We start from the raw sequence: 15,931 nt of genomic DNA on the forward strand, positions 1-15,931 counted from the left end.
GACTAGATCATGGCCCTTTGGACCGACATCATCGACCCGGCGACGCTGACCGGGTACGCACGCGCCTCCCTAGAGGAGTACGAGCGCCGCAACGGCACGCTCGCCCGCTGGCTTCCCAACCGCACCGTCATGGACTCCGTGGTCCGTGTCATGCAGGGAGCCCACGGCCTCGTCGACGCGGCGAAGTTCCGCGCGTACGACGCCGAGCCCGAGACCGGCCGGCAGAAGCACGGCCGCCGCTACACCATCGAGCTGCCCGCACTGGGACAGAACATCCCCGTGTCCGAGTACAAGCAGCTGCGTGAGCGCAACGCCTCCGACGAGGCGATGCTCAACAGCATCCAGGGCACCACCGACCAGGTCGTCATGGCCGTGGCCAACGCCATCGAGCTCATGCGCGGCATCGTGCTCGCCACCGGCAAGGCCACGATCGACCAGGACAACTTCAAGACCGAGGACGACTTCGCGCGCTCGGCGTCCCACTCGATCACCGCCGCCGAGCTGTGGGCCACCCCTACCACCTCGCGCCTGGACCAGCTGCAGGACTGGGTCGACGCCTACACCGTCGCCAACGGCCAGCCGCCGGGATCCATCCTGGTCTCCACCCGGGTGTTCCGCGCCTTCGCCTCCGGCAACGAGTTCCAGACCCAGCTCCTCAACGGTGGCGCTCGCAACGCCACCGCCACGGAGGTCAACAACATCGTCGACGCTGCCGGCCTGCCGCCGCTGGTGAAGTACGACCGCCAGGTCGCCGTGGACGGGGTCGCCCGCCGGGTGCTGCCCAACGACCAGCTCCTGCTGCTGCCGGAGCCGGGCGAGACCACGGACGAGGCCGGCACCAACCCGCTGGGCTCCACCGTGTGGGGTCAGACGCTGACCTCCACCGATGCCGAGTGGGGCATCGAGGACGCCGAGCAGCCGGGCGTCGTCGCCGGTGTGTGGCGCAACCCGAAGCCGCCGATGATCGCCGAGGTCATCTCCGATGCGATCGGCCTGCCGATCCTGGCCAACGCGAACCTGTCGTTCGCCGCGAAGGTGCTCTGATCGACCATGGCGAAGATCAAGGAGAGCACCCTCGCCCGCAACCCCAGGACCGGCGAGGTGGAGTTCCTCGCGAAGGGCTCCACCGCCCCGGCCTGGGCCGCGCAGGCCATCAGCAACCCGGCCGTCCTCGACCAGCCGAAGCCGGAGGAGACCGCCACGGTCCCCGAGGGCGGCGACGGCGAGCAGGACGGCGGGACCCAGGACCCGCCCCAGCCGCCCGAGGGTGGCACCGCCAAGAGCACCACGGCCAAGAAGTAACCCGGTGCCCGGCCCCCACGCGGGGCCGGGCACCGGTCGCACCCGGAGGTGAGAGCAGTGGCCAACGCCCTACGCATCGACATTGACGCCGTCGCCAACGCCTACGAGGGTGAGATCGACCGGGAGGACGAGACCACCGTCAGGTGGCTCACGGAGCAGATCGACAAGGCCGTCAGGGCCCTGATCGGTGACTGCCCCACGCTCCTGCGCCGACTGGCGGAGAAGTCGGTCGACGCTCTGCTGGTGCAGGATGTCGTCGTCGACGCCGTGCTGCGCGTGGTCCGCGACGAGGACCCAACCATGAAGTCCGAGTCCGAGTCCGGGTACTCCTACACGAAGAACCCCCTCACGGCCTCCGGCGACATCTGGTTTCCTGACAAGGACCTCCGGCGCATCGGATGCAAGGCCGCCACGGACGGCTTCGTCGGCACCGCCCGGGTGAAGGCCTCCCGGCCCTTCGGGTGGCCGGTATGAGCCTGCTGACCCGGCCGCGCCACACCGTCACGGTGCAGCTGCGCGAGAGCGTCCAGGACGACGAGGGCATCGAGAACCTCGCACCGGTGGGAGATCCGATCCCGGTGCGGTGCAACGTCAAGCCCATCAGCACCGTCGAGGCCGAGGCCTACGGGATCACGGCCCGCGAGACGTACCGGATCACCGCCCGGGACTGGCCGGGCGATCACCTCTCCCTGGTGGCCTACGACGGGCGGGACTGGGACCAGCACGGGGAACCGCAACGGCACCGCATGTCCCCCCGCACCGCCCACGACGTCGTGATCATCACGGCGAACCACCCGAGGGGGTCCTGATGGCCGAGGTCGACCGCGACGTCGGCGTGATCGTCGCCCGCATGGTCGGTGACTCCGCCGCCCTGGACGACGTCGCCGAGGCATTCCGCGACGAAGTAAAGCGGCTAGCACCTGTGCGCACTGGAGCCTTTCGAGACTCCATCAAGGTGAAAAAGGTTCCCGGACGCTCAGGCGTCACCGACCGGCTCATCTACTCCGACGACCCAGCAGCGGTGATCATCGAACACGGATACGAGTCAGACGACGGAACCTTCGTCGCTGGCAACTTCCCCTTCCACAAGGCACACGGAGGCTGAGCGTGGCACTGCGCATCAACGCCGTCATCCAGCGCGCCCTCACCGCGGCCGCCCCGGCCGGCACCTACGTGACGTCCACCCCGAACGCCAAGCGCGCCATGCGCAAGCCCTACATCGTCTTCACCGCACTCAACGGGGCGCGGCCGGACAACGGCGACGCCGCACACGGGCAGATCTGGACCGTGCCCGTCTCCGTCGTGGCCGACACGAACAGCGGTGCCTCCGAGCTCGCCTGGGACGTGCACGACGGCCTGGACGCAGCACCGGCCAACGGCCACCTGGACCCAGGCCCCGGGCGCATCGCCCACACGGACGTCGTCTCGCTCCCGACACGGGCGCCGACCTCCACCGATCCAGCGGAGCACGTCCACCAGTACGACGCCACCTACCGCCTGGTCATCGCGGACTGACCACCTCGTCCGCACCCCACCAATCCGGCCCCACCCCGGGGCCGTCTCTCACTTCTGGAGGTACATCATGGCGCTCGACGCCGGCAAGATCATCATCCCCGGCCGTGGCAACGTCCTCGTGGGCGAGCCCGATGCCGATCCCATCGACCCGGGCCAGTTCCTCATCGGCGTCCCGGCCACCTACGGCACCCTGCTCACCCTCGGGCACACCTCGCGGGAGAACACCGTGGCCCTGGAGAAGGAGGGCGGCGACGTCACCCAGGTCGGCACCTGGGAGGTCGAGGCCGCCGACACCTCCACCGAGGCCACTGCCTGGACCCTCGGCGTCAACGCGCTGCAGGCCGACCAGGCCACCTTCGAGCTCGTCTTCCCCGGCGGTGAGTGGGACCCGGTCACCGAGTCCTACGACGTCGGCGACATCGGCTCCGTCGAGAAGTCCGTGCAGGTGATCATGGTCCAGGGCCTCAAGCGCCTGTCCTTCTTCTGCCCGCGCGTGTCCCTGTCCGTGGGCGACGCTCCCACCATCGACGTGGAGAACTTCTTCGAGTTCAACCTGCTCGGACAGGTCCTCTCCTCCAACGTCACCGGCAAGCGGTTCCGCTGGTTCGGCACCCGCACCTACGCCGCCCCCGTCACCCCCTGACCGGGGCCCTCTGACCCCGTGCGGGGCGTGGCGTGAGCCCCACGCCCCGCACGGCCTGCTCACCTTTCACCGGCTCACACACCCCAGATTTGGAGGCTCACACCATGCCCACGAACACCACCACCAAGGCGGCCGCGGCCAAGGCCGGCGCTCGCACCCCCACCGACCACAAGGACTCCGTCGAGACCAAGCAGAAGCGCTTGGAGGAGTTCGAGGGCGCGCAGCTGCTCAAGCCGCTGTCGAAGGTCCCGGTGTGGGACCAGCTCGACCTGCAGGCCTACTTGCTCGAGGCCCTCGGCGACGCCCGCTCGGCCTCCGGCGTCGAGGAGATCGACGCCAGCAACCTCGACCCGAAGCTGCTGCCGAAGCTGGGCGGCGTCGTCAAGCACGTGGCCGATCACTTCACCGCCGAGGGCTGCCACGAGGAGTTCGTGGAGTTTGTCTCCGGCGCCGGGGCGATGAACCGGGCGCTGGACCTCGTCATGGCCTACGTGGGCGAGATGGGGGAAGGCTAGCGCTCCGGAAGTACCTGGACGAGGAGCCGGACCTCGTCGCTGATCTGACGGCCCTGTACGGCTTCGACCCCTACGGGGCGCTGCGTCAGGACCACAGCGACGGGGTCCTGCGCCTCCAGGCACTGCTGGAGCGCATTCCCCACGAGGCCCGCTCCCTGTGGCGGGCCAAGCAGCAGGGCGGCCCCGAGTACTTCGGGTGGGACGCCCTGGAGTACGCCCTGCAGAACGTCGACGACCGCCTGCAGGGACTGCACAACATGATGGCCGTCCAGGGCTCCAGGAAGCGGCCCCGGCCCCTCGTGCCCGCCTACCGGCCCTCCACCACGGTGAAGCAAGCCACGGACCTCGAGGACTTCGACTTCTCGGGCATCGAGTAGCGAAGGAGACCGCATCCGATGGAGGCCAAGGAGGTCGGACGCCTCGGCGTCAGGGCGCTGCCGGACACGACGAACTTCCGTCGCGATCTGCTCGAGAAGCTCAAGGGCATCGAGAAGCGGGCGCGGATCCAGGTCAAGGCCGTCCTCGACGGCAAGGACCTCGCCCGCGACGTCGAGCGCACCGTCAAGGCCGTGGAGAAGTCCGCCCGCGTCACCCTGCGCGCTGTGCTCGACGACGACGGTCTGCTCGCCGGCGCCCGGCGTGCCACCGAGAAGGCCCAGGAGAGCGCCCGCCGGAACCCCGTGCAGGTGCCGGTGGTCTCCGAGATGGACAAGGCCTTCCGCTCCCGGATCAGCTCCGACGTCCGCAAGGCCGTCTCCGGGGTCGAGGCGCTCATCCCCGCCACCGTCGAGGGTGAGCGCCTCCGCTCCGAGATCGCCGCCCAGGTCGATCGCATCCAGGACCAGGTCAAGGCCGAGATCCCGGTGGAGCCGGAGAAAGCCGCCGCGTTCCGCGCCAAGATCGCCAAGATGGTCTCCGACGTCGAGGACCGGGCCGCCAAGATCCGCGTCGACGCCGAGACCGCCGCCGCGAAGCAGCGTCTGGAGGACCTCGCCGACGAGGCGGAGAAGCGGGACATCCACCTCCCTGTGAACGTGGACGCCGCGCTGGCCGCGGCCAGGATCGCGGCCCTGACCCGTGACCGACTGGTCACCATCCGCACCCGCCTCGAGGGGTCCTCCTTCGCGGCCACCGCCGGCGCCCTCGCGGGTCTGTCCGGCGCCCGGGTGCTGGGCGACCTCGGGTCCTCCGTGCGCAACCTGGTGACCAATCTCGACCGGTCCCTGCCCTCGGTGGCTGGGCTCACCCTCGCCATCGCCACCCTGTCGGCCACCGCGCTGGCCGGAGTCTCGAACCTCGTGGCCCTGGGTGGGTCTCTGGCCGCGATCATCCCCGCCGCCCTGGCCCTGCCCGGCATCCTGGCCGGCTTCGCTGTCGGCACCGGTGTGCTCATCGCCGCGCTCGTAGACGTCAAGGACGTCCTGGGCGATCTCGGCCCGGGGTTCTCGGCGCTGCAGGACTCCATCAGCACCGCTTTCTGGGCCCGGGCGGCCCAGCCGATCCGTGACCTGGCCAACAGCGTCCTGCCGATCCTGCAGGACAAGCTCACCGCGATCTCCCACGAGTTCGGCGTCATGGGCGCGGCCATCGCCAACACCCTGAATACCCCCCTTGGTCGGGGTCAGCTGGGCGCCCAGCTCGAGTACCTGCGTGAGTCCGTGGACATCGCCGGTGAGGGCGCTTCCTACCTGACCACCGCCCTGATGACCCTCGGCACCGCCGGGGCCTCCTACCTGCCGGCCCTCGCGTCCTGGTTCAACCAGATCACCGAGCGGTTCGACACCTTCATCCAGACCGCCGCCGGCGACGGGTCCCTGCACCGCTGGATCCGCGACGGCATCACCAACCTGCAGGACCTCGGCCGGGTCATCGCCAACGCCTCCGGCATCCTCGCCGGGCTCTCCCGCGCGGCAGCCAACGCCGGCGGGGCGTCCCTCGGGGCGCTGGCCGACGGCCTCGCCCGCGTCAACGCCGCGATCAACGGACCCGTCTGGCAGGGCGCGCTCACCACCGTCTTCGCCGGAGCGCACGCCGCCATGGCCGCGCTCGCCCCCGGGGTCTCCGCCCTGGGCGACGCGTTCATCTCTCTGGCCCCGGCCCTGGCCACCATCATGGTGCTCGCCGGGCAGGCCGCCTCGGCCCTCCTCGAGGGGCTCGGCACCGCCCTGTCCTCCCCGGCCCTGCAGTCTGGGGCGACGGCCATGTTCGCCGGGATCCTCGCCGGGATCCGCGCGCTGCAGCCGGCCTTCCCGGCTCTCGGTGCCGCTGTCGGTTCCCTGCTGTCCGTGCTCGGGTCACTGGCCGCCACCATCGGGCCCGTGCTCGGTGCAGCGCTCCAGGCGCTCGCACCGGTCTTCATTTCCCTGCTGGCCGCGGTTCAGCCGATCATCCCGGTCCTGGGCTCCGCCCTGATCTCCGTGGTGCAGGCGCTCGCACCGATCCTGGTGGCCGCGGCCAACGCGGTGCAGGCCTTCGCGACCCAGTTCCCCGGGCTGTCGGCCGTGCTGGTCGTCGTCGGGGCGGCGGTGGCGGCCATGGTGCCGCTGGTCGTGTCCCTGCTGGGGACACTGGCCACGATCGCCCCCGTCATCACCGCGGTCGCCGGGTCCTTCGCCGCCGGCGGTGCCGCGGCCACGGCACTGTCCACCGTCATGACGGTGCTCGGAACCGCGGTCCGGCTGCTGCTGGGCCCTTGGGGTCTGCTCGCGGCCGCGTTCGTCGCGGCCGCGTTCGTCGCGGCCGTGGCGTCCTCGGCCCCGCTACGCGAGCAGCTGGCCACCCTGGGCACCACCCTGTGGGAGCTGGCGACCACGGTCGGCACCGCCCTGATGCCGATCTTCCAGCAGCTCACTGCCGCGGTGATGCCCGCACTCGTCGCCGTGTTCCAGGCGATCGTGCCGGTGATCACCGTAGCCGCGCAGATTCTGCTCCAGCTCGCGACGATGCTGATGTCGGTGCTGGTGCCCGCCCTGCAGCTGCTGCTGCCGGCGGTCGAGGGCGCCTTCAACGGCGCCGCGGCCGTGATCACCGGAGCCCTGACAATCATCACCGGTTTGCTGCAGGGGTTCCTTCTCCTGCTGCAGGGCAACTGGTCCGGCGCCTGGGCGGCGGTGCGAGATTCGCTCTCGCAGGCTTGGTCCCAGATGTCCTCGATCGTCTCCGGCCAAGTCGCCGCAGTGGCCTCGACGATCGTCTCCGTCCTGTCCTCGATCGTGAGCGCCTGGTCCGCCGGGTGGTCCACGGTCGTGTCCGCGGTTTCCTCCGCGCTCGCCTCGGTGGTCAGTTTCGTGGCCTCCGGGATCGCCTCTGTGCAGTCGGCATGGTCCTCCGGGATGGCCGCGCTCCAAGCGGCGGCCTCCGCGGCGTGGTCGGCGGTCACCTCGCTCGTCGTCTCGGCGATGTCCGCGCTGGTCTCCGCCGTGGTCTCCGGGGCGAGCAACGTCGTCTCTCAGTTCCAGGCCATGGGCTCCAACGCCGTTGCTGCCGTCTCCGGTTTCGTCGGGCAGATGGTCTCGGTGGGCACGAACCTCGTGCAGGGACTGATCGACGGCATCGTGTCCATGGCGGGCTCCGTAGCCGACCGGGCGCGCTCGGTGGTGCAGGGCGCCGTGGACGCCGCAAAGAGCGCCCTGGGGATCAAGTCCCCGTCCCGGGTGTTCATGAAGATCGGTAACTACACGGTTGCCGGTCTCGTGAAGGGTCTGACCGGGTCCCAGTCGAAGGCGGAGAAGGCCGCTGGTGACATGGCCAAGGCCATCCATCAGCAGTACAAGAAGACCTTCCCGGACGCCAAGCAGTTCCAGCGCATCGTCGGTGTTTCGCGGGAGCAGGGAGCCAACAACTTCCTGCGCTCCCACGTCGCCACCGAGCTCGGGATCCTCGAGCGCTACGCGGCCCAGCGGGACAAGCTCACCGACCGGCTCAAGGCCTCACAGAAGAAGCTCGACGACGTCCTCAAGGACCGGAACAAGTACCGCGACTCCCTGGCCGAGACCCTCGCCGGAGGCTTCAGCCTCTCGGCCGCGGCCAACGGCGAGATCGGCCTGGAACGGATCACACAATCCGCCCAGGACGCACTCGCCCAGATCCGCACCCTGCGCTCGCAGATCTCCCAGCTCGGGAAGCTGGGGGTGCCCAAGGGCCTGATCGACGAGATCGCGCAACTGGGCGGGGAGAAGGGGTCGCTGGTCGCTGAGCAGCTGCTCAAGGGCCCGCGCTCGCAGCTCAAGGAGCTGTCGAAGACGTACACGGCGATCCAGTCCGAGTCGGCCAAGACGGCTGGCACGGTCGCCGATCAGATGTACGGGGTCGGGGTGGACGCGGCTCGCGGGCTGGTGAAGGGCATCGAGTCGCAGCTGGCGGCGGTGGACCGGGCGTCGAAGACCCTGGCCGACCGTCTGACGAAGAAGGTCCGCACCTACCTCGGGATCCACTCCCCCTCGCGCGTGTTCATGCGCATCGGTGAGCAGACCGGGGACGGCATGGTCCTGGGTCTTGACCACCGGGTCAAGGCGGTGCAGAGGTCCATGGCGGCCATGGTCGCCCCGCCGAGTCCGGTCGCTCCTGAACGGGATGGGCGGCTCGGTGGGGCGGGGCTGCCGCCGATAAACCTGACCGTGCCGGCGCGCGAGGGCGAGGACCCCTCGCGGGTCGGTCGCCGTGCCGGTGAGGCGCTGGCCTTCGAGCTCGGAAAGTGGGTGTGACGCATGGCCTGGACCGCGACGCTGACCTCAGCTGACGGCTACACGGCGAGGTTCAGCACCCGCGAGCCAGCCGAGTACCCGCGGCTGCATCTGATGGACGTGGCCGGGTGGTACGGCGGGGTCGGGGTGACGGGCGCCGCGGACCAGCGCATGGGCCACGGCCTGTTCCCCGAGCCCACGGAGCGCACCGGCCGCGCCATGACCATCTCGGTGCAGGCGAAGTACTCCGGGGTGCGGATGCGCACGGTGCTCGAGCGGGCGCTGTCGGGTCTGCTGTGGGACGGCCAGCTAGCCACCCTCACGGTGGACACCGGAACGCACGAGCTCTCCTGTCAGGTGCGCCTGGACGGGGAGGTCGGGATCGCCCGCCGCGGCGTCGACACCCTGGACGTGCAGATCCCGCTGCTGGCCCCGTCACCATTCCTGCACGGGCCGGAGCGGGTGCAGCAGCTCTTCCCGGCCGGCACCGGTGTGGGCCTGGTCTGGCCGCTGTTCGGCAACGGGGTCATGGACTTCGGGGACACCGCGGCCGGATCGATGCTGACGATCGAGAACCGGGGCAACGTCAAGGCGTGGCCCCGGTTCCTGGTCCGCGGGACCTGGCCGTCGGGCTTCACCCTCACCAACGGGCGCGACGTCGTGGAGTACCGGGCCCCGATCTTCTCGCAGTCCCCGGCCGTGGTGGACATGGCCAGCGGCTCGATCAGCGTGGGCGGCAACGACATGACGCACGCGGCCACCCGCCGGGGCTGGTTCGGCATCGACCCCGGGGCGGTGATCGCCCCGCGCGCCTCATCGGCCCAGCAGGGCGCCGGGTGGATCGATGTCCACACCGCAGACACCTACCTCTAGGAGGACAACACCATGGCCACAGGACTGGGAGTCCCCCACGTCGTCACCCCCGAGGGCCCGGTCGGGACGACCCCGGAGGACATGCAGCGGATTATCGCCGCGGAGTACAACACCGATGGCATCATCGACGGCTGCGACGTGTCCGGCACCGCGACCATGGAGTACCGGGTCACGGCCGGTGCGGTGGTCCTGTCCACGGGCACGGACATGGCGATCACGATCCCGGTCGTGGCGACCACGCTTCCGGCGGCCGCGGCCCCGGCGACGGGCACGCGCACGGACCTGATCTACGTGCGCCAGCTCTTCCCCACCCAGGGGAACCCGGACAACACCGCGTTCGTCGGTGTGACCTCCGGGGCGCTGCCGGCGAACTCCGTGCTGCTGGACCAGCGGGTCGTGCCAGCCGGGGCGACGGCGACCACGGCGACCACCTCGGTGGCCAACCGGAAGTTCGCCCGCCCGGTCGGCTCCACCCTGGGCCGGTTGCACCTGCACGTGGAGAAGGACTCGACCCCGCGCACCACCGGGGTGTTCACCCGGGGCGCGGGCCGGTTCTACGTGCCCACGGACCGTGACGTCGACATCCGCCTGGCCTCCTGCGTCTCGGCCTCCGCCTCGAACGGGGCGACCCTCGACGAGTACGGGTCGGTGCTCTACACGATCTACGTGGACAACAACCCGTTCGTGTCCTTCGAGCGGCGCTTCGACCGGTTCTGGGAGACCAAGGTCTTCACCGCTGTCCTGGCCGCCACCGAGGGCGAGCACACCGTGCACTACACGGTGCAGCAGCGCTTCGTGCCCGCCGGCCAGTCCGGCCGCTGGGCGGTCCGCTACGGCGGGGCAGACAAGTTCCCGGGCGATGACTTCCGGCTCTACGACCGAGGAGTGATCCACTGGTGAGCTGGCGCGTGTACCTGGCCGAGACCATCACCGGCGCCGCTGGCCGGACCCTGGACCCGGTGTCCTTCGCCTGGTCGGACGAGCTCAACGGCACCGGCGGCGGCACCTGCGTGGTCAAGAAGGCCGACCTGGCCGGACTCGCCCGCACTCAGTTCGGCCCGTGGTGGGCGTGCCTGGTGCTCTGCTACGTCGACGCCGACGGCAACGAACACCCCTGGGTCGGCGGCCCCATCACCGGGTGGCCCACGGAAGACCGGAAGAACGCGACGTTCTCCTGGTCGGGCATGCGCAAGATGTTCGAGCGGCGCTTTGTCGAGGACGATCTCACGTTCCGGAACACCTCCTACGGGCAGATCATGTGGGAGCTGATCCAGCACGGCATGGCCAAGCCCAACGGGCGGCTGCCCATCGTCCACGGCGTGCCGGCCGAGACCGGTGCCCAGGAGCGGGCCTACAGCTCCTGGGACTTGGCGAACAACGCGGTAGACCAGCGCCTCGATGAGCTCGCCGCCGTCCTCGACGGACCCGACGTGATGCTCCGCCCCCGGTGGGCCGACGAGAACCGCACCCGTTTCGAGTGGGTCCTCGTCCACGGCACCACCGTCCAGCCCACCATCGCCCAGGACTGGGCCCCGGACTGGGACACCACCCCCGCCGAGTCCGACGTCGCCGACGTCACCGTCAACGCCGACTCCTCCCAGATCACCGACCGCGTCTGGGCCACCGGCTCCGGCCAAGGAGCCGGCACCGTCATCGCCAAAGCCGAGGACCTCGCCGCCGTCCAAGACGGCCGGCCCTTCCTCGAGTCCGTCATCTCCGACACCAGCCAGAACCGCATCGCCCCGCTCGCCGAGAAGGCCGCCGGCCATCTCAAAGCCCACCGGGTCGCCACCGACCAGGTCAGCATCACCGTCCGCGCCGACTCCACGAAGAACCCCCTCGGCAGGTGGCACGTCGGCGACGCCGGCTACGTCACCCTCGGACCCGACTGGCTCAACATCCCCGCCGGCACCTACCTCATGCGCATCATCAGGGCCTCCGGCTCCCTCACCGAGACCGTGACCGTCGAAATGCAAGAGGAAAGCTTCTGACCCACCAGAGGAGACGCCAGTGGTAGAACGCCGCACCCTCACCCCACCCCCACCGGTCACCACCGGCGCAGACGCCGCCGCAGCGCTCGCCGTCGAGAGCTCCCTCAAGCGCCTCGTCCGCTCCGCCCTCAAGACCGACACCACCCCGCACGGGGTGAAGGTCGCCGACGAGGGCGAAGGCACCGCCTACGCCCTGCCCGACGGGTCCACGCTCTTCCTCGACGGCATGAAAGCCGCCGCGTGGGACGCGGAGATCGCCGGCGCTCGCCAGGCGCTGGAGGACGCCCGCCTGGTCGTGGAGGAGACGCAGGCCTCCCTCGACGCCACCGAGCTGCGCCTGACCACGATGGACCAGGACATCGTCGAGATCCGCGGCGGTGACATCGATGTGCCGGGCACACTGGCGGCGAAGGTCGTGCAGGCGATGGATGTGGAGGCCAAGCGGCTGGTCGTCACCGAGGACGCGATCCTCAACCAGGTCACCGTCATCGAGGGCATCGTCACACCGACGCTGGTCGCGAACCGGATCAACCTCGGGGACCTCGGTCACGACCTGATGCAGCAGGCGGCGCTGACCGTCGCGGGGCCGCAGGGGATCGTCGAGGTGTCCGGCTCCGGGTACAAGGCGTGGAATGCGCAGAACCAGCTGACCGTGGATCTCAACGGCGCGAGCAACCTCATCACCGGGAACTTCAAGACCGCGCCCTCCAGCACCCGAGTGGAGCTCACGACACGGCTGGCCTCCGGGAGCACGAACCCACAGTTCGGGACCTCGGCGCTCGACTTCTTCGTGGGCTCCGAGGACGCCCACGGCGCGCTCTGGTACGACAGCGGGGCGAACCGATTCCTGAATCTCTATGCCATGCCGAACGCTGGCTTCGACGGGAACACAGCCACGGGCATCACACTGCACAACGCGTCGGACGGCATCCAGCTCAACGGCAAGCTCTCGAACAGTAGGGCGATTCAGAAGGGGCACCTGAGCGGCGGGTTCATCGCGGCCGGCGGGTTCATTTCCAACGCGACGGTGACGTTCCCTATGCCGTTCACGAGCGTGCCGCGAGTGTTCTGCCAGGCGCAGTCCGAGAACGCGACCGATCTTCTCATCACGCTGAGGTCCCGCACGACCACGGGCTTCACCTACAACGTCAAGAACCTCGGAACGAACAACTCGACCGGCGACTTCCGGTTCGACTGGTTCGCAATCGCTTAGGAGCTTCATGGACCCCCTGTCCCCTGACCAGCTGGCCGCGAAGGTGCTCTACCTGGAGCGGGAGAACGCGCAGCTGCGCGCCGAGGCTCTCGACCTGAAGGTCCGCGCCGGGCTCATCCGCCTCGCATCCCCGGCGCCGGCCGAGGAGGCCCAGACGCAGGAGGGCGGCGAGGATGGCTGATTACTTCGAGGAAGCTCGCCAGACCGACACGACGATGACAGTCACGACGGCGGACACAACCCCTGAGACAACGGCCTTGGCGGCCCCCACGACAGAAGGACCCACGATCATGGCATACCCACCCGGCATCTCCCTCGCCACCATCACCATTGGCGCCGGCCGGACCATGTTCGGTGCCGCCCCCAAGCTCATCAGCGCCACCGTGACGCCCATCTTCGTGGGCACGCCGCACGTCGTGCACGCCGCCTCAGGGTGGCCGTTCTACCCCACTCCCCGCACCTTCCGAGTGGAAAACGGAGAGGAGCTCACCTTCGAGCTCCCCCACGTCAACGCCGAGGGTTGGCGGGACACCGCGGGCAACGAGTTCCCCGCCCTTCTCGAATCCGGGGAACGAGACAAAGGCTGGGCCTACCACGCCAAGTTCACCGTCGTCGGTGGATCCGGCCAGGATGCAGTCCCTCACCGGTACGAGAAGGTTTTTCAGCCTCTGGTCGGGCAGACGGGACCCATCGACATTGACCTGGTCCCGGACGGTCAGATTGGCGAACCAGTGTCTGCTCCCGCAGCCACCGTCACGGACTTCATGGGATTGACCGGCTCCGTGTCGAGGGATCAGCTACAGGACGCCGGGCTTGTCCACGATCCCAACCCGGAACTTGCGGTCACGTACAACTCCGACGGCACCGTGGCATCGACAACTGAGAACGGTGTCACGACCACGTTCACGTACAACTCCGACGGAACTGTGGCAACACAAACTCGTGCCGGTGTGACCCGAACCTTCAGCTATGACGACAACGGCAACGTGACAGGAGCAGCCTGATGGATGTCGTGACCCTCGGCATGGCGAAAGCCGCCGATAAGGACCACCGTGGTGTCCCGTTGCGGGTGTTCGACCCAGTGCGTGACGTCCCGGGCACTCTCGTACATTTGGAAGCCGATGTGCTCGCCGGATCGAACGGCGCGACGGTAACGACGTGGCAGGCCTCATTCGGCGGATTCGCGCTGAACCGGACCTTGGCCTCCAAGCCGACCCTATTGACCAATGCGCGGAATGGGCACAAGGCGGTCAGGTTCACCCCGTCCACATACCTGGGCAACTCGGACACTTTCGGGTCCGGCGGTCTCGGTGTCATGGCGGGCTGGCCGCTGCCGCTGACCTTCGTTATCGTGTTCCGGGTCTCCGCGAACTGGGCCCAGAACAATGACGCGGTGCTGTTCGGCTCCACCGGGGTGAACGTCCGGATGGCCGCAGCAGGGAACAGTCTCCACGTGAACGCGGGTTTGGACTCCTCGAAGTACGGGCCCCCATTCAATGACGGGGCATGGCATGTCGCGATCATCACTATCGGCTCTGGCGGTGCGGCCGTTTACGTCGACGGGTTCGTGACCACGGTCTCCGGCGCAGCGGTCGGCACGAACACGATGGACAGCCTGTTCATCGGCCCCGGCCAGGGTTCTCCTCCCACCGCGGGGACCCTGGACGTTGGGGAAGTCATCGTCGCCAACCAGCCCGTCTCACCGTCGCGGGCGGACATCATCACGCAGAACATCGCCAAGAAATGGGGCCTGTCATGATCGGACGCCAGCGTTACGGGGTGCACCCGGTAGACACTGTCGACTCCGCCGGCATCAATGTGCGGTACTGGTTGCCGCCCGCCGAGTCTATGGGCGCTGGCGCGCCGCTGGTGATCTACTGCCACCAACTCTCCGGCAACGAGCAGATCCCCCGGGGCTACTGGGCGTACCCAATGATCCACGCTGCGATACAGCAGGGGTGCATGGTCGCCGCTTCCCGCGCCCACGGTGACAACTGGGGCAACGCCGCGTCCCTCACCGACGTGGTCAACGAGTACAACCTCATGAACGCGATCAAGCCCGTTTCCAAGGTCGTCCTCGTTGGCGCGTCGATGGGCGGGCTTGACGCCGCGCTGACCGCCGCGAAGAAGACCCTGCCCACGGGGAAGCTCAAGGGCGTGTACCTGATCGACCCGGTACTCGACCTGAACTGGGCCTACACCGCTTCACCGGGCGGCACGGCCAACGGGTTCCAGTCCAGCATCAACGCCGCCTACGGTGTCACGTCGTTCGCGGAGATCCCTGCCGGACACTCCCCGCTGAACTCCTACGACGCCGCGAACTACGCGGGCCTCCGGTGGCGGATCTACGCCTCGGCTGCAGACGTGACCGTGTCCAAGGCCGCCAACGCCGTCCCGTTCCACACGAAGATCACAGGTGTCGCCACTGAATCCGCGGTGGTGCACCACGACACTGGCGGCCACACTGCCAGTGCTCCGGTCATCGACTTCGCCGAGTTCCTGGGACGCTGCTTGGCCTAGTCCAGTGCGTTGCCGACCCGGGCGGCGAACTCCTCGTGGCCATCCTTTGTGAGGTGCAGGTCGTCGGGGAGGAACGCTAACTCCCACTCGAGGGCGGAGACGTAGTCGGCCCCGGCGGTCTGCGCAGCCTCTGACAGCGCCGCGTCCACGGCTTGTTCCCCGTCTCGTGCCGGGGCGTTCACCGGACCCACCACCACCACCCGGGGCACGCTGGCGGCGTCCTCAAGCAGGGCGTCTGCCGCGGCCCGAAGCTCCTCGGGCTCGGCTGAAGTGTCGTTGAGCCCACCCTGAATGATCAGCGTCTCTGGTCCGGTCTCGAGCACGGCAGCGATGCGCTCGGCGTAGCTGTGCTCACCGCAATACCCGCCGCTGACGAAGCCTGTGGACCCAACGCCTGCCACGGTTCCAGCTACCTGGTAGGCCCAGCCGTCACCGCGTTCTTCCAGACCGTCCCCGGCGGTGTACGAGTCGCCAAGGGCTGCAACGCCCGCCGCCCCATCCGGTGATTTCACGAGCAGTCCGGGGTCCTGGAGATATGCCTGCAATCCCTCGCATGCCTCTGCCTCTCGGGCGTTGCCAAGCACCACCTTCCCGCCGGCGGCTCCACCAACGGCCAGCACCACGCCGACCCCCAGGACCGTGACAACTCGGAATGTCTTTCGCATAATGACTCGCTG

At 69.0% G+C, this 15,931-nt stretch carries 18 protein-coding genes; 17 read left to right on the top strand and 1 reads right to left on the bottom strand.

Annotated features, from left to right (window positions below):
• Window positions 1-9: 9 nt before the first annotated feature.
• The 17 genes from E7Z53_RS08175 (at window position 10) to E7Z53_RS08255 (ending at window position 15,254) form a co-directional block, all read left to right on the top strand.
• Window positions 10-1,044: a major capsid protein gene (locus tag E7Z53_RS08175; RefSeq protein WP_176337564.1), complete on the top strand. Its 1,035-nt coding sequence runs from the start codon at window positions 10-12 to the stop codon at window positions 1,042-1,044.
• A 6-nt stretch (window positions 1,045-1,050) separates the two neighbouring features.
• Entirely contained in the window at window positions 1,051-1,302 is a 252-nt protein-coding gene (locus E7Z53_RS08180) for a hypothetical protein (RefSeq protein WP_176337565.1), read from the top strand.
• Between the two features lie 57 nt (window positions 1,303-1,359).
• Window positions 1,360-1,776, top strand: coding sequence for a Gp19/Gp15/Gp42 family protein (locus tag E7Z53_RS08185; protein WP_176337566.1), 417 nt, complete (start codon window positions 1,360-1,362; stop codon window positions 1,774-1,776).
• The gene (locus tag E7Z53_RS08190; RefSeq protein ID WP_176337567.1) at window positions 1,773-2,111 is read left to right on the top strand and encodes a hypothetical protein; all 339 of its coding nucleotides are present in this window, start codon (window positions 1,773-1,775) and stop codon (window positions 2,109-2,111) included. Before E7Z53_RS08185 ends, E7Z53_RS08190 begins: the two co-directional genes overlap by 4 nt.
• Window positions 2,111-2,407, top strand: a complete 297-nt coding sequence (locus E7Z53_RS08195; protein ID WP_176337568.1) for an HK97 gp10 family phage protein — start codon at window positions 2,111-2,113, stop codon at window positions 2,405-2,407. The genes E7Z53_RS08190 and E7Z53_RS08195 overlap by 1 nt, the downstream gene beginning before the upstream one ends.
• 2 nt (window positions 2,408-2,409) lie before the next feature.
• Window positions 2,410-2,817 (top strand): hypothetical protein, encoded by a 408-nt coding sequence (locus tag E7Z53_RS08200; RefSeq protein WP_176337569.1) that lies wholly within the window; start codon window positions 2,410-2,412, stop codon window positions 2,815-2,817.
• Between the two features lie 67 nt (window positions 2,818-2,884).
• Window positions 2,885-3,460 (top strand): hypothetical protein, encoded by a 576-nt coding sequence (locus E7Z53_RS08205; protein ID WP_176337570.1) that lies wholly within the window; start codon window positions 2,885-2,887, stop codon window positions 3,458-3,460.
• A 104-nt stretch (window positions 3,461-3,564) separates the two neighbouring features.
• A complete protein-coding gene (locus E7Z53_RS08210; protein ID WP_176337571.1) occupies window positions 3,565-3,975 on the top strand; it encodes a hypothetical protein in 411 nt (136 codons plus the stop codon).
• 395 nt (window positions 3,976-4,370) lie between these two features.
• Window positions 4,371-8,678: a phage tail protein gene (locus E7Z53_RS08215; protein ID WP_176337572.1), complete on the top strand. Its 4,308-nt coding sequence runs from the start codon at window positions 4,371-4,373 to the stop codon at window positions 8,676-8,678.
• A gap of 3 nt (window positions 8,679-8,681) precedes the next feature.
• A complete protein-coding gene (locus E7Z53_RS08220; protein ID WP_176337573.1) occupies window positions 8,682-9,530 on the top strand; it encodes a hypothetical protein in 849 nt (282 codons plus the stop codon).
• A gap of 12 nt (window positions 9,531-9,542) precedes the next feature.
• Complete coding sequence (locus E7Z53_RS08225; RefSeq protein WP_176337574.1) at window positions 9,543-10,430, top strand: hypothetical protein; 888 nt, start codon at window positions 9,543-9,545, stop codon at window positions 10,428-10,430.
• Window positions 10,427-11,521 (top strand): hypothetical protein, encoded by a 1,095-nt coding sequence (locus E7Z53_RS08230; RefSeq protein ID WP_176337575.1) that lies wholly within the window; start codon window positions 10,427-10,429, stop codon window positions 11,519-11,521. Before E7Z53_RS08225 ends, E7Z53_RS08230 begins: the two co-directional genes overlap by 4 nt.
• Window positions 11,522-11,540: 19 nt before the next feature.
• Window positions 11,541-12,734, top strand: coding sequence for an H-type lectin domain-containing protein (locus E7Z53_RS08235; protein ID WP_176337576.1), 1,194 nt, complete (start codon window positions 11,541-11,543; stop codon window positions 12,732-12,734).
• 7 nt (window positions 12,735-12,741) lie between these two features.
• Window positions 12,742-12,915 carry a hypothetical protein gene (locus tag E7Z53_RS08240; protein ID WP_176337577.1) on the top strand — a complete coding sequence of 58 codons (174 nt, stop codon included), beginning with the start codon at window positions 12,742-12,744 and terminating at the stop codon, window positions 12,913-12,915.
• Window positions 12,908-13,738, top strand: a complete 831-nt coding sequence (locus tag E7Z53_RS08245; protein ID WP_176337578.1) for a hypothetical protein — start codon at window positions 12,908-12,910, stop codon at window positions 13,736-13,738. Before E7Z53_RS08240 ends, E7Z53_RS08245 begins: the two co-directional genes overlap by 8 nt.
• Window positions 13,738-14,493, top strand: a complete 756-nt coding sequence (locus tag E7Z53_RS08250) for a hypothetical protein (RefSeq protein WP_176337579.1) — start codon at window positions 13,738-13,740, stop codon at window positions 14,491-14,493. Before E7Z53_RS08245 ends, E7Z53_RS08250 begins: the two co-directional genes overlap by 1 nt.
• Window positions 14,490-15,254, top strand: a complete 765-nt coding sequence (locus E7Z53_RS08255) for an alpha/beta fold hydrolase (RefSeq protein WP_176337580.1) — start codon at window positions 14,490-14,492, stop codon at window positions 15,252-15,254. The genes E7Z53_RS08250 and E7Z53_RS08255 overlap by 4 nt, the downstream gene beginning before the upstream one ends.
• On the opposite strand, the gene E7Z53_RS08260 is transcribed toward E7Z53_RS08255, so the two are convergent.
• Window positions 15,251-15,919, bottom strand: a complete 669-nt coding sequence (locus E7Z53_RS08260) for an SGNH/GDSL hydrolase family protein (protein WP_176337581.1) — start codon at window positions 15,917-15,919, stop codon at window positions 15,251-15,253. The genes E7Z53_RS08255 and E7Z53_RS08260 overlap by 4 nt on opposite strands.
• Window positions 15,920-15,931: the final 12 nt, after the last annotated feature.

This window comes from Kocuria salina (genome assembly GCF_013368965.1).
In the GTDB taxonomy this organism is placed as follows: Bacteria; Actinomycetota; Actinomycetes; order Actinomycetales; family Micrococcaceae; genus Kocuria; species Kocuria rosea.